10 protein-coding genes, 1 tRNA gene, 2 pseudogenes and 1 riboswitch are annotated in these 13,409 nt (G+C 65.8%); of the genes and pseudogenes, 5 read left to right on the top strand and 8 right to left on the bottom strand.

The genetic code is table 11. The features are described from left to right. Positions 1–9: 9 nt before the first annotated feature. Genes AC1DVA_RS20105 through AC1DVA_RS20095 form a run of 3 tightly spaced genes read right to left on the bottom strand, consistent with a single transcriptional unit; the run spans position 10 to position 4,829 of the window. A complete protein-coding gene (locus AC1DVA_RS20105) occupies positions 10–3,144 on the bottom strand; it encodes an efflux RND transporter permease subunit (RefSeq protein ID WP_476807027.1) in 3,135 nt (1,044 codons plus the stop codon). After that, positions 3,141–4,337 carry an efflux RND transporter periplasmic adaptor subunit gene (locus AC1DVA_RS20100; protein WP_476807026.1) on the bottom strand — a complete coding sequence of 399 codons (1,197 nt, stop codon included), beginning with the start codon at positions 4,335–4,337 and terminating at the stop codon, positions 3,141–3,143. Before AC1DVA_RS20100 ends, AC1DVA_RS20105 begins: the two co-directional genes overlap by 4 nt. Before the next feature lie 15 nt (positions 4,338–4,352). Continuing rightward, complete coding sequence (locus tag AC1DVA_RS20095; protein WP_476807025.1) at positions 4,353–4,829, bottom strand: MarR family winged helix-turn-helix transcriptional regulator; 477 nt, start codon at positions 4,827–4,829, stop codon at positions 4,353–4,355. Between the two features lie 200 nt (positions 4,830–5,029). Here AC1DVA_RS20095 and AC1DVA_RS20090 point away from each other — a divergent pair, with 200 nt between their 5' ends. From AC1DVA_RS20090 to AC1DVA_RS20080, 3 genes are all read left to right on the top strand, one after another. Then, entirely contained in the window at positions 5,030–6,121 is a 1,092-nt protein-coding gene (locus AC1DVA_RS20090; RefSeq protein WP_476807024.1) for an NADH:flavin oxidoreductase/NADH oxidase, read from the top strand. A gap of 170 nt (positions 6,122–6,291) precedes the next feature. Next, a complete protein-coding gene (locus AC1DVA_RS20085) occupies positions 6,292–7,785 on the top strand; it encodes a carboxypeptidase M32 (protein ID WP_476807023.1) in 1,494 nt (497 codons plus the stop codon). A 133-nt stretch (positions 7,786–7,918) separates the two neighbouring features. Beyond that, positions 7,919–8,233: an Rdx family protein gene (locus AC1DVA_RS20080; protein WP_265052739.1), complete on the top strand. Its 315-nt coding sequence runs from the start codon at positions 7,919–7,921 to the stop codon at positions 8,231–8,233. A 146-nt stretch (positions 8,234–8,379) separates the two neighbouring features. On the opposite strand, the gene AC1DVA_RS20075 is transcribed toward AC1DVA_RS20080, so the two are convergent. From AC1DVA_RS20075 to thiO, 4 genes and pseudogenes are all read right to left on the bottom strand, one after another. Next, positions 8,380–8,997: a thiamine phosphate synthase gene (locus tag AC1DVA_RS20075; protein ID WP_476807051.1), complete on the bottom strand. Its 618-nt coding sequence runs from the start codon at positions 8,995–8,997 to the stop codon at positions 8,380–8,382. A 14-nt stretch (positions 8,998–9,011) separates the two neighbouring features. Continuing rightward, positions 9,012–9,706: pseudogene (locus tag AC1DVA_RS20070) on the bottom strand (beta/alpha barrel domain-containing protein). 1 nt (position 9,707) lies between these two features. Continuing rightward, positions 9,708–9,905: a sulfur carrier protein ThiS gene (thiS, locus tag AC1DVA_RS20065; protein WP_476807022.1), complete on the bottom strand. Its 198-nt coding sequence runs from the start codon at positions 9,903–9,905 to the stop codon at positions 9,708–9,710. After that, complete coding sequence (thiO, locus tag AC1DVA_RS20060; RefSeq protein WP_476807050.1) at positions 9,889–10,884, bottom strand: glycine oxidase ThiO; 996 nt, start codon at positions 10,882–10,884, stop codon at positions 9,889–9,891. The genes thiS and thiO overlap by 17 nt, the downstream gene beginning before the upstream one ends. A gap of 82 nt (positions 10,885–10,966) precedes the next feature. Beyond that, positions 10,967–11,068, bottom strand: a riboswitch (TPP riboswitch). Between the two features lie 214 nt (positions 11,069–11,282). Here thiO and AC1DVA_RS20055 point away from each other — a divergent pair. After that, positions 11,283–11,373 (top strand) — tRNA-Ser (locus tag AC1DVA_RS20055). A gap of 392 nt (positions 11,374–11,765) precedes the next feature. On the opposite strand, the gene AC1DVA_RS20050 is transcribed toward AC1DVA_RS20055, so the two are convergent. Continuing rightward, positions 11,766–12,287: a hypothetical protein gene (locus AC1DVA_RS20050; protein WP_476807021.1), complete on the bottom strand. Its 522-nt coding sequence runs from the start codon at positions 12,285–12,287 to the stop codon at positions 11,766–11,768. 933 nt (positions 12,288–13,220) lie between these two features. Here AC1DVA_RS20050 and AC1DVA_RS20045 point away from each other — a divergent pair. Next, a pseudogene (locus AC1DVA_RS20045) lies at positions 13,221–13,409 on the top strand (IS481 family transposase); the annotation flags it as partial.

Below are 13,409 nucleotides of genomic sequence, written 5' to 3'. Positions count from 1 at the left end.
CCAGTTTTTTCACTCGGCCGGATGGGTGATCTGCGCCGGATCCTGCTTGCTGCCCCGCAGCCAGCCACCGAGCCGGAGGAGACCGTTCGACAGCCTGTCCATGTAAAGGAACAGGACGGGCGTGATGAACAGCGTCAGCACCTGCGAGATCATCAGGCCGCCGACCACCGCGATGCCGAGCGGTTGGCGCAGCTCCGCGCTGGCGCCGGCGCCGAGCGCTATCGGCAGCGTGCCCATCAACGCCGCCAGCGTCGTCATCAGGATCGGCCGGAAGCGCATCACGCAGGCCTGATGGATCGCCTCCTGCGCACTCTTGCCCTCCCGCAGGAGCACGAGGGCGACGTCGATCATCATGATCGCGTTCTTCTTGACGATGCCGATCAGCATGAGCAGGCCGATGATGGCGATCACCGAGAGATCCATGTCGAAGAGCCTGAGCGCCCCGAGCGCGCCGATCGCGGCGGATGGCAGGCCGGTCAGGATCGTCAGCGGGTGGATGAAGCTCTCGTAGAGGATGCCGAGCACGATGTAGATCGTCAGGATCGCGCCCGCGATCAGCAGCCCCTGGTTCGCCAGCGAATCCTGGAAGGTCTTGGCGGTGCCGGCGAGCGTGGTCGAAAGCGACTTCGGCAGGCCGATCTGCTCCTTGAGCGCATTGATGCGGTTGACGCTGTCGCCGAGCGCGACGCCGGGCGGCAGGTTGTAGGAGATCGTCACCGCCGGGAGCTGGCCGAGCTGGTTGACCGTGAGCTGGCCTGCCGTGCGCTCGATCCGGGCGAAGGCGCCGAACGGCACCAGATTGCCGTTCTTGGTGCGAACGCGAATCGCGTTCAGCCGCTCCGGCGTCCAGTGCTCGTTCGGATTGAACTCGACGACAACGTTGTAGTTGTCGCCGGTCGTATAGATCGTCGAGACCTGCCGGACGCCGAAGCCCGAATAGAGCGTCGAGCGCAGGATGTCGGCACCGATGCCCAGCGCATTGGCCTTGTCGCGGTCGACCGTGAGCGTGGCCTGCAAGGCGTTGTTCTGCAGATCGGTGGTGACGTCGGCGAAAACCTCCCGGTCACGGCTCATGGCGTCAGCCAGCCGCAAGGACCAGTCGTTCATCAGCGCCTGGTCCAGCCCCTGAACGACGAGCTGATACTGGCTCTTCGAGGAGCGCGCGCCGATGTTCAGGTTCTGCACCGGCACCATGTAGGTGTTGATGCCCGCCACCTGGGCGAGGTCACGACGGAGCGAGGCGAGAACCTGCGGCAGCTTGGGGCGCTCGTCCAGCGGCTTCAGCTCGACGAAGAGGCGCCCGGAGTTCAGCGCGCTGCCGCCGCCGCCATTGCCGCCCACCGACGAAGCGACATGCGCGACATAGGGCGACTTGCGGAAGATATCGGCGACCTCGGCCTGCAGCTTCAGCATTGCATCAAAGGAGATGTCCTGCCGGGCCTCGGTCGAAACCTGGAGCTGGCCGATGTCCTCCTGCGGGAAGAAGCCCTTCGGTGCCGTCTGAAGCAGCCAGACCGTGCCGGCCATGGTGAGGAAGAAGGCCAGGAGCATCAGCGGCTGGAAGCGCAGGCAGAACTTCAGCCCGCGATCATAGCCCGCGAGGATCGCGTCGAAGCCCTTCTCAAGCCAGCGGCCGAGCGCGTTCTCCTGATGATGCTCGGAGTAGCCCGAGAGCAGGCGCGAGCACAGCATCGGCGTCAGCGTCAGCGAGACGAAGGCGGAGGCGAGGATCGAGACCGTCACCACCACGGCGAACTCGTTGAAGATGCGGCCGATGACGCCGCCCATGAGCAGCACGGGAATGAAGACCGCGACCAGCGAGAGCGAGATCGAGATGATGGTGAAGCCGATCTCGCTCGCGCCCTTCAGCGATGCCTCATAGGCCGAGAGCCCGTCCTCCTCCATGTGCCGGACGATGTTCTCCAGCATGACGATGGCGTCGTCGACGACGAGGCCGACCGACAGCGTGAGGCCGAGCAGCGAGATGTTGTCGATCGAGAAATCGAGGAGATACATCGCCGCAAGCGTCGCGATGATGGAGATCGGAACCGCCACTGCTGGGATGAAGGTCGCCGCGACGCGGCGCAGGAAGGCGAAGATCACCATGATCACCAGGGCGATGGTGAGCAGCAGGGTGAGCTGCACATCGTCCACGGCCTGGCGGATCGAGGTCGAGCGGTCGTTGAGCAGCGAAAGCGAGGCAGCGGCCGGCAGTTGCTCCTCGAAAGCCGGGATCATCGCCTTGACGCGGTCGACGACTTCCACGGTGTTGGCGTCGGGTTGACGCTGCACCGCCAGCACGATCGCCGGCACGCCGTCATAGGTGCTGCGCGTCTGGGTATTCTCGACGGAGTCGATCACCTTGGCGACATCGCCGAGCCTGACCGGCTTGCCTGCGCGCGTCGCGATGATGACGTTGGAGAACTGGGCGGCGTTGGCGAGCTGGGTCTGCGCCTGGATGGTGAGCTGCTGGGCCGTGTTCTGGATCGTGCCTACCGGCGTGTTGGCATTGGTCGCGGTGATCGCGAGCTGCAATTCATCGAGGCCGATGCCGCGCGCGGCCAGCGCGGTCGGATCGATCTGGATGCGCACCGCGTATTTCTGGCTGCCCCAGATCAGGACCTGGGCGACGCCGTCGACCGTGGAGAGCGCCGGCGAGATCACCTGCTGGGCGAAGGCGTCGAGCTGCGAGAGCGGCACCACATCGCTCTTCAGCGCCATCAGGATGATCGGCGCATCGGCCGGGTTCACCTTGCGGTAGCTCGGCGGCGTCGTCATCTCGATCGGCAATTGCCGCTGGGTGCGGGTGATCGCGGCCTGCACGTCGGCAGCCGCAGCGTCGATGTCGCGGTTCAGCACGAACTGGATCGCGATCGAGGTCGAGCCCTGCGAGTTCGTGGTCGAGATCGAGTCGATGCCGGCGATGGTGCCGAACTGCTTGACCAGCGGCGTCGCGACCGACGTCGCCATGGTGTCCGGCGAAGCGCCGGGCAATTGGGCGGAGACGTTGACGACCGGGAACTCGGCGCGCGGCAAGGCCGCGACCGGCAGGAAGCGCCAGGCGAAGAGCCCCGCCAGCACCAGCGAGACCGACATCAGGATGGTAGCGACGGGATGCTTGATGCAGAAGGCCGAGATGTTCATGAGCGTGCGCCTTCCGCCACCGGCGTGCTTTGCGGCGGCTTCTCGCTCGTCGCGGCACGCTCCCGCACCCGCGTGCCCTGCTTCAGACGCATCTGTCCGTCGGTCACGACCCGTTCGCCCGGCGCGATACCCTCGGTCAACGCCGTCTTGTCGCCGTCGCTGAGCGCGACCTTGATCTGGCGTAGGTCGACGGTCGAATCCGGCTTGATGACGAAGGCATAGGGCCCCTGCTGCCCGGTCTGGACCGCGACGGTGGGGATCACGGTGACTCCGGTCAGCGTTTCCGGAATGATCTCGACGTCGACATACTGGCCGGGCCAGAGCGTGAGGTCGTCATTGGTGAAGGCGGCCTTGGCGGTGATGGTTCCAGAGGTGATGTCGACCGTCGAATCGACGAAATTGAGCCTGCCCTCCACCGGCGGGCGGCCCGAATTCGGCACACGGGCCGTCACCGGCACGGGCTTGGCGGCGGCCAGCGCACCGTGCAGGGTCGGCAGCTCATTCTCCGGCATGGCGAAGGAGACGCGCAGCGGCTTCATCTGCGTGATCGTCAGCAGCCCGGTGGCGCCGCTGCTGTTGCTGGCATTGGCGCTGACGAGGTTGCCCGGCGTGACCTGGGCCGCGCCGATGCGGCCCTCGATCGGCGCCGTGATCCGCGTATAGCCGAGCTTGAGCCGGTCGGCATCGAGCGTGGCATGGTCGCCCTGGATGCTGGCCGCGGAGCTGCGCTCGTCCGCGGTCGCCTGATCGACCTGCGCCTGCGTGCCGGCATTGCGGATGAAGAGCTGCTTGTAGCGCTCGAGATCGGCGACGTTGCGGGTATGGGTCGCCTCGTCGCGCGCGAGCATCGCCTCATCCTTGGCGATCTGAGCCTTGATGTCGCGGTCGTCGAGGGTGAAGAGCAGGTCTCCGGCCTTGACGAACTGCCCGTCGGTGACGTGCTGGGCCATGATCTGGCTGTCGATGCGCGAGCGCACCACGACGCTCGCCGGCGTCTCGACGAAGCCGATCGCGCGCTTGCGCACCGGGAAGTCAGCCTGGACGGCAGCGGCGGAGACGATCGCGACAGCCGCGCCGTCACCACGATTGCGGGCCGTCTGCGCGCCTTCGGGTGCGCGGGAACGCACATACCAGACGCCCGCGGCAGCAGCCGCGACGAGAACCAGACCGACGATAAGTCCTGAACGCTTCATGTTCTCTCCACTCGTTCAGGCGGTCCGGCCGGCAACAGCCGGCACTTGCAGCTTGTCTTCCCGCTGGGGACGGGTCTGCTCGCGGATGGCGGCCAACGCCTCCAGCGCGGCAAGAATCGAACTCTCCTCGACGCTGCCCAGCACCTCCTGCGCGATCGCGGTGCGCACCTGATCGAGATCGTCGACCAGCGCCCGGCCTTCCGGGGTCAGGTAGAGCCGATAGGCACGCCGGTCGGCCGGGTCCTCGCGGCGCTCGATCAGGTTCTGCCCCTGCAGGCGATCGAGCAGGCGCGCGAGTGAAATCGGCTGCAAATCCATCTGCTCGGCGAGAGCCGCCTGATTCAGCCCCTCCTGCCGTCGCAAACGAGCCATCACGCCCCATTGCGCCCGTGTCGTGCCGTGCTGGCGGGCACGCTGATCGACATAGGTCCGCAGCAGACGGGAGGTTTCGACGAGCTGGAATATGAATTCCCGCCGCAAGGGTCGCTTCATACACCGATCTCCAAGAACGTAAGCCTGCTTATAGTATGTCAGATTACGGCGATTTCGCGGTTGCACAATAAGAAGCGCGGAATCGTGAGGAGCGCCGCCCTGAGCGCGCATCGCTTTTGCGCGCGCGCCTCTGGCTTCGCACGGGCAAGCGCTTCTAGACTGCGCCCGAAAACGCGCCCTCTTCGAGAAGTTCTCCCGACATGAGTCAGCTCTTCAGCCCCTATCAGCTTGGCGGCCTCACGCTCGCCAACCGCATCATCATCGCGCCGATGTGCCAGTATTCGGCGCAGGATGGCTGCGCCACGGACTGGCACACCATCCATCTCGGCCACCTCGCACTGTCAGGCGCCGCGCTCCTCGTCATCGAGGCCACGGCCGTCGAGCCGGACGGACGCATCAGCCCCTTCGATCTCGGCCTGTGGTCGGACGAGACGGAGGCGGCCTTGGGCAAGGCGCTGCAATCCGCCCGCGCCTGGTCGGACATGCCGATCGCGATCCAATTGGCGCATGCGGGGCGCAAGGCCTCCGTCGCGCAGCCCTGGAACGGCGGCGGCCAGCTCGGCCTCGACGAGGGCGGTTGGACGGTACATGCACCTTCAACGATCGGCTTCGAGACCTATCCGCGGCCGCCGCGTGCGCTCACCAAGGACGACATCGCGCGGCTCTGCGAGGCCTTCGCGGATTCGGCGCGGCGGAGCGTCCGGCTCGGTCTGGCAGCCATCGAACTGCACGGCGCGCATGGCTATCTGATGCACCAGTTCCTCTCGCCGCTCTCGAACAGACGCGAAGACGAATATGGCGGCTCGCTCGAGAACCGCATGCGCTTCCCGCTGGAAGTCCTGGACGCGGTGCGCGCGGTGGTGCCGGCGGGTTTCCCGGTCGGCTTCCGCATCTCCGGCACCGACTGGGTCGAAGGCGGCTGGGATATCGAGGATAGCATCACCTTCTCCGAGGCAGCCAAGGCGCGCGGCGCCGACTTCATCCATGTCTCCAGCGGCGGGCTCTCGGCGGCCCAGAAGATCCCGCTCGGCCCGAGCTACCAGGTTCCGCTCGCGCGGGCCGTGAAGCAGGCAACGGGAATCACCACGATCGCCGTCGGCCTGATCACCGACCCGGAGCAGGCCGAGGCGATCGTCGGCACCGGCGAAGCCGATCTCATCGGGCTGGCGCGCGGCATCCTCTACAATCCGCGCTGGCCCTGGCATGCGGCGGCGGAGCTCGGCGCCAGCGTCAAGGCGCCGAACCAGTATCTGCGCTCTCAGCCGCGACAGTATTCCAAGCTGTTCGCCTGAGGCAGCCACAGGCTGCCCCGGGTCATCCCGGGCGTAGCGAAGCGAAGACCCGGGATGCATGGCCAGAACCCACATCGGAGACGTTCCGGCATGGATCCTGGGTCGCCCTCCGGTCGCCCGGGATGACCGCGTGCTTCATCTGTGGAACCGACCACCATCCAAGGACCGCTATGACCGCCTATTTCGACCTCGCCGCCCATTTCGGCCGTATCGCCGCGCTCTCCAACGCCGTCGGCATCCTGCAATGGGACAACGACACGATGATGCCGAAGGGCGCCGCCGAGACGCGGGCCGAAAGCATGGCTCTGCTGCATGTGATGCGCCACGGCATGGCGACGGACGCCCGCATCGGCGGCTGGCTCGCGGAGGCCGAAAACGACGGCGGCCTCGGCGCCTGGGAGAAGGCCAACCTGCGCGAGATCCGGCGCGTCTGGACGGTCGACACCGCCCTGCCCGCCGATCTCGTCGAGGCGTCGAGCAAGGCGGTTTCGGCCTGCGAGATGCGCTGGCGGCAGGCGCGGGCCGATTCCGATTTCGCGGGATTGCTGCCCTATCTCGCCGAGGTGCTGAACCTCCAGCGCCAGATCGGCAAGGCCAAGGGCGAGAAGCTCGGCGTCTCGCCCTACGACGCCCTGCTCAACGATTATGAGCCAGGCGGCAGCTCGGCAAAGATCGACGGGCTCTTCGACGATCTCGCCGCCTTCCTGCCCGGCTTCACACAGGAAGCGATGGCGGTGCAGGCGCGCCGGCCGGCGGTGCAGGCGCTCAAAGGTCCGTTCGCGACCGAGACACAGCGCGCGCTCGGCCTGCGCCTGATGGCAGCGCTAGGCTACGATTTCGAGCGCGGGCGGCTCGACATCTCGACCCATCCCTTCTGCGGCGGTGCCGACAACGATGTGCGCATCACCACGCGCTACGATGAGGCCGACTTCACCAAGGCGCTGATGGGCGTGCTGCACGAGACAGGCCATGCGCTCTACGAGCAGGGCCGGCCGCAGGGCCATATGAACCAGCCGGTCGGCGCCGCGCGCGGCATGAGTATCCATGAAAGCCAGTCGCTGCTGATGGAGATGCAGGCCTGTCGCTCGCGCCAGTTCCTCGCCTTCGCCGCGCCGCTGATGCGCGAGAGCTTCGGCGGCGCCGGCCCCGCCTGGGAGACCGAGGCGATGTGGCACCGTTATACGCGCGTCGAGCCCGGCTTCATCCGCGTCGATGCCGACGAGGTGACCTATCCGGCCCATGTCATCCTGCGCTACCGGCTGGAGAAGGCGCTGATCGCCGACGAGATGGCTCTCGCCGAACTGCCTTCCGCCTGGAATGCGGGGATGAAATCCCTGCTCGGCGTCACCGTGCCCGACGACCGGGTCGGCTGCCTGCAGGATATCCACTGGCCCTCCGGCGGCTGGGGCTATTTCCCGACCTATACGCTCGGCGCGATGACGGCGGCGCAGATCTTCGACGCCGCCTGCCGGGCCGAGCCGGGGATCCTGCCCGGCATCGGCAAGGGCGATTTCAGCCCGCTGGTCGGCTGGCTGCGCGCCAATATCCACGGCAAGGGCTCGCTGCTCCCGACCGACGATCTGCTCACCGAAGCGACGGGCCGGCCGCTCGACGCCTCCGTGTTCAAGGCGCATCTGCGCCGCCGTTACATCGAAGAGGCCTGATCTTTCTGATTTTATTTATTCAAAACAAAGGCTTGTCCGCGGCTTCATGCTGATCGGCCATGCAGCTTTCGGGCTTGCATCAAGGGGCACGAAGCGGGATGTCGGAAACGACCTCCCGCTTCGGTGACCGATCATGACCCAGACCAAGCCCGCCCCCCGCATCGCCATCACCTATTGCTCGATGTGCAACTGGATGCTGCGCTCGGCCTGGCTCGGGCAGGAATTGCTCTCGACCTTCGGGCAGGATCTCGGCGAGGTCGCGCTGATCCCGCGCACGGGCGGCATCTTCCAGATCACCTATGACGGCGAGCTGATCTGGGACCGCAAGACCGATGGCGGATTCCCGGATTCCAAGGTGCTGAAGCAGCGCGTGCGCGACCGGCTCGACCCCGAGCGCAGCCTCGGCCATGTCGACGGGCACACGATGTCGACGGAAGCGGAGAGCTGAGACTCTTCTTCCGTTGCCGAAACTCCCCGCGGTCATCCCGGACAAGCTGCAAAGCAGCGCCGATCCGGGATCCATGCCTCAGCCTGGTCCGGAAGCGTTCCGGAATGGATCCCGGGTCTCCCTGCGGTCGCCCGGGATGACGGCGTTCAGGACGCGGATGCGAGCTGCTTCCGCGTCGCTGCCACCCAGGCTTTCAACCGCCCCTCAGGATCGGCATTCAGCGTGATGTCGGTCACGGCTGCCACGATGTCGGCGCCAGCCTCGAAAACGCCCGGCGCCCGCTCCAGCGAGATGCCGCCGATGCCGACCAGCGGCAGGTCGCCGATGCGGTGCTTCCACTCGCCAAGCCGCTCCAGCCCTTGCGGGCCGAAGCGCATCTGCTTGAGGATTGTCGGATAGACCGGGCCGAGCGCGACATAATCCGGCTCCGTCGCCAGCGCGCGCTCCAGCTCGGCCTCGTCATGGCTGCTGACGCCGAGCTTGAGGCCCGCCTTGCGGATCGCGCCGAGATCGGCGGTGTCGAGATCCTCCTGACCGAGATGGAGGAAATCGCAGCCCTCCGCGATGGCGAGCTTCCAGTAGTCGTTGACGACGAGCACACAGCCAGTTGCCGCGCAGAGCCGCTTGGCGCGAGCGATCTCGCGGGCAACCTCGATTTCGGGCCGATCCTTGACGCGCAATTGCACCAGCTTGACGCCGAGCGGCAGCATCCGCTCCAGCCAGTCGGCGCTGTCGAAGATGGGATAGAACGGATCGAGCTTCATGCGAGACAGGTCTTTCATGCCAGGAAGGCCTTGCCCATGACGGGCGTGGAGGGAGCTGCCATGTCACGCGCCTCGATCGGCTGCGCCTCGAAAGCGAGCCGGCCTGCGCGGATGGCGAGCGCGAAGGCCTCCGCCATCGCGGCAGGATCGCCGGCCTTGGCGACGGCCGTGTTGAGAAGGATGCCGTCATAGCCCAGCTCCATCGCCTGCGCGGCATGGGAGGGCAGGCCGATGCCGGCGTCGACGACGAGCGGAATATCCGGGAAATGCTGGCGCATGGTGCGCAGTCCGTAGGGGTTGTTGAGCCCCCTGCCGTCGTGTAGGGAAAGACCTTGAAGCCGTCATCGGCGAGGATGCGGGCGGCTTCGACCAGCGCGATCACGTCCGGCTGGAGCGTATCGTCCTCGCCGATGACCTCGAGCTTGATCCAGTCGGTGCCGAAGACCTCGCGCGCCATCTGCGCCGTCGTCACCGCCTCCTTCACCGTGTGGCAGCCGGCCGTGTTCGGCAGCACCTTGACGCCGAGCTCGCGGATCAGCGCCCAGAACGCCTGCCCCGCCGCGCCGCCGGACGATTCCCGGCGCAGCGAGACGGTGACGACCTCGACGCCGGAGCGCTTCACCGCCTCGGCGAGGATCGCGGGCGACGGATATTGCGCCGTGCCGAGGAAGAGCGGGTTTTGCGGCTCGAAGCCGTAGAAGGATGCCATTTCAGCCTCCCTGCATCGGGGCGACGACCTCGATGCGATCGCCGTCGTTCAAGGTCACTTCGGCGCGCTTGCGGGCCGGCACGAAATCGCCGTTCACCGCCGTCGCGACGATGCGGCCGGCATAGCCGAGCTCGGCCAGCGCCTCGGCCAGCGTCTTCGCGGCGATCTCCTGCGGCGCGCCGTTAAGCAGCAAGGTCATGCAGCATCTCCGGTCGTGATTGCGGGTTCATCGCGGCATCCGCCGCCATCCGCGCCATGGCGGGGCTGAGCAGGAAGCCGTGACGGTAGAGCCCGTTGACATGGATCACCCGGCCGCGCCGCGTCAGCCGCGGCAGGTTGTCGGGGAAGGCCGGGCGCGCATCGGTGCCGATCTCGACGACCTCCGCCTCGCCGAAGGCGGGATGCAGCGCATAGGCCGCGCCGAGCAGCTCCAGCATCGAGCGGGCCGAGATGCGGCTGCGCTCGCTGCTCTCGATCATCGTCGCGCCGACCATGAAGATGCCGCCGGCCCGCGGAACGATGTAGAGCGGGATGCGCGGATGCAGCAGCCGCACGGGGCGCGACAGGGCGATCTCGTCGCTCTTCAGCAGCAGCATCTCGCCCTTGACGCCGCGCAGATCGGGCAGGACATCGCGCGCCGAAAGCCCCCGGCAGTCGATGACGATCTCGGCATCGAGATCGGCCGGTTCGACCGCGCTGTCGAAATGGATCGCCACGCCCTTTGCAAGGAGGCGTTCGGCCAAGGCCGCGATCGCCTTGCGCGGATCGAGATGCGCCTCGTCAGCGAAGAACAGCCCGCGCGAGAAGCGCCCGGCGAGATCGGGCTCCAGCCCTGCGACCGCGTCGCCATCGATCTCCTCGAAATGGCTGGTGCGCTGGCCGAAGCGGCGCAGCTCCGAGCGATCGCGGCTCGGCGCGACAACGAGCGTGCCCTGGCGAACCACCCCGTCCGCGTGCCGCTCCCACCAGCCGGCTGCCTCCTGGCCGAGCCGGATCACCGGCTCCTCGGCGCTTTCGCCCTCGCACCAGGGGGCGAGCATGCCGCCGGCATACCAGGAGCAGGCCGCGGCACCGATGCGCGGACCGCGCTCGTGGATGGTGACCTGCGCCCCGCGCGCGACCAGTTCGGTGGCGCAGGCAAGGCCAACGACACCGGCGCCGACCACCGCGACGTTCATGTTCCGATAAGGGCTGGATGCAGCCGCCATGCTTTTCCCTGCTCCCGGGAAGGCAGCGGCCAAAGGCGCGAGCAGCTTTGTCTGCGAGCCGAAGACCGTTCCCTTCGCCGGCATTACCCGGATCAGGTGCGATGGGTTGGCGCGACGCGCACCTCTCAGCCTTTCGGCACCCCAACGGACACACACAATCTAGTGCGCGGGCTCCCAAGGGGCAAGGCGAGCCGACGCAAGGCGCCGTTGCAACGAGCGTCGCCTGGAGAACGGGCGCCGCCCACCGAGCACTCCCTTGGTAAGGGAGTGCTCGACGCCCTCTCCTGCCAACATGCACAGCGAACCCGAAGGAAGTTGTCGGCAAGGCTTGTCAAAGGGCGCTGCAATCGGGCATAGAGCCTCTCGCCGGAGACGTGGCCGAGAGGCTGAAGGCACTCGTTTGCTAAATGAGCATACCCCACAAGGGTATCGAGGGTTCGAATCCCTCCGTCTCCGCCACTCCCCTATCTATCTGAAATATCATCTTTTTTCGGCAGCGACTCTCAAGTCCGGGGAACGCTTTGGGGGCATGTTTGGGATGCAGGGCGTCTCTGCCATCCCCTCATGCGTCCTGTCGATGACAAAGATTCGCCACCGCCGCTGATCTCGCCCTTCAGACTCGTCCTCAAAGTCCGAGGCAGATGCGTCGCATCGAACGCCCGCAGCATCCCCGCGGCCTGTTCGTCGGTCCCACCCAGCACGGCAAAATAGTTGCCTAGCGGCGCAAGCCCCCGTCGGTTGATCGTTCGGGTCGATGAAGCCGATACGCCCGCGTAGGATGAAGATGTCGGCCGCGCCGATCAGCCGGTCGTGCCAAATGGCTTGATGAAACTGGTTGTAGAGCAGCAGGATTACCGTCTTCGCTCGGCCGGCTCGCCATTCGGAAAAACACGCCGTAGCAGAACACTCGGCCGAGACTGATTCTGCGCGACGACGCCCGTCGCGCGCTCACAAGCTTCCATCATTTGCAGATATTCGGCCCAAACCTTGTCGCCCATTGAGGCGTTTTCGTCCGGGCTCCGCACTGGCGTTGATATGGTTGGATCGATGGCCGAGGCGTAGAGCAGAACCGGGATCCAGAGGTGCACATAGGCGGGCCAGCACTGCGCGTCTGGCTTCCAGCGCCCGGCCCCGCTTCCCACAACATCATACATGATGTCGTTGTGTATCGATTGGAGTTCGCTTGCCGAGCGCGCGCGAACCGCAGCGATCGCACGCTGCTCCATCGCGATCAGCATTCGATGGAAACCAACATGCTCGTCGGCTTCTGCGATCGCAATCGACGAGAGGAGCGCGATCAGAGCAAGGAAACTGCGGTGAAACATCAGACGGACTTGATTCCGGTGCGTGCCTGTAGCGCACAGCAGTGCCATTGCCAATTGAAAGCGCTCCTTCCAGATATTGGCCGGTAACGACCGCCACTGCTGAAGACGATGTGCGACTGACCCATCTCATTTCGCGAACCCTCCTTGCTCTCGTGTTGGCGACGGGGCTTTCGACGGCGGCTCACGCATTGGCCTATACCCGATGGCTAGAAGACCCACTGCCCGCCGCATATCGAGATGCGGCAACCGCGTTGCTGAACAAGGTCCGTTCGAAAGATGCCGATCGCGCGCTCGAAACCCTAAAAAGCGATCGTATTGGCTGATCGGAATACCGGGGACGGCTACTTTGTAATCAGGGTTGAAACGGCCTGCGATGGCCCCTTCTGCATGACCCTGATCGGGCGCATGTCAGATAAAGCCATGCATCTGGATTTTTCGCTCGAAGCGAGTCCTGCCGTGCATTTTGGGGATGTCAGTTTCGAGCTTTGGGGAGAGCGAACAGCGCCGCCTTGGACATTCGAAACAAGGGGAAACTCTGGTTTGGTGGCGATCCTTCGGGAATCTGGATGGGTTCTGTCAGCCTGTTCAAACTGCACAGGTCACGCCATCAAGCCCCCACCAGCATCGAGGCCTCCGCCAGTTCCGAAATTCGATAGCTTCGAGGACTTCAGGCGCGCACTGCAAGACGAAGGGTTGGGCCGATAGCCCGCAACACCGTGAAGGCCATGCGGGACAGTCGCTCCCGCGCGGGCGCTAATCGGAGCGCCGATCTGCTGTGAAACGGATCAGCAAATTCGCGTAACCGCGAGCGTCATCGATCGCCCGGTGAGTGTGCTTGACGTCGCCCAGCCATTCGGCCGGGTAGTTCTCGACATCGCACTCCCAATGGCCGCGCCCTGTGCTACCGGCGACCATGGACATTAGGTGTTTGATCCCAGGTTTTGATGGTGCGATCTTTTCCATCGGATGGAAGGAGGCACTATGGGCCAGGTTCTGCACGGGAGCGCCACAACGACGGAGGYGATCCGTCGAGCGATACAGCATAGTCAAGCGAGCCTGAGGGCTCTGGCAAAGCGCTACGGCATCAACCAGAAGACCGTCGCGAAGTGGAAGAAGCGGGCCTCGGTGGCTGATCTGCCGACGGGCCCGCAGCAGCCGGCTTCGACGGTT

Source organism: Allobosea sp. P4_C6 (assembly GCF_056402015.1).
The sequence above is the reverse complement of the archived record's forward strand: the minus strand, read 5'-3'. Positions and strand labels throughout refer to the sequence as shown.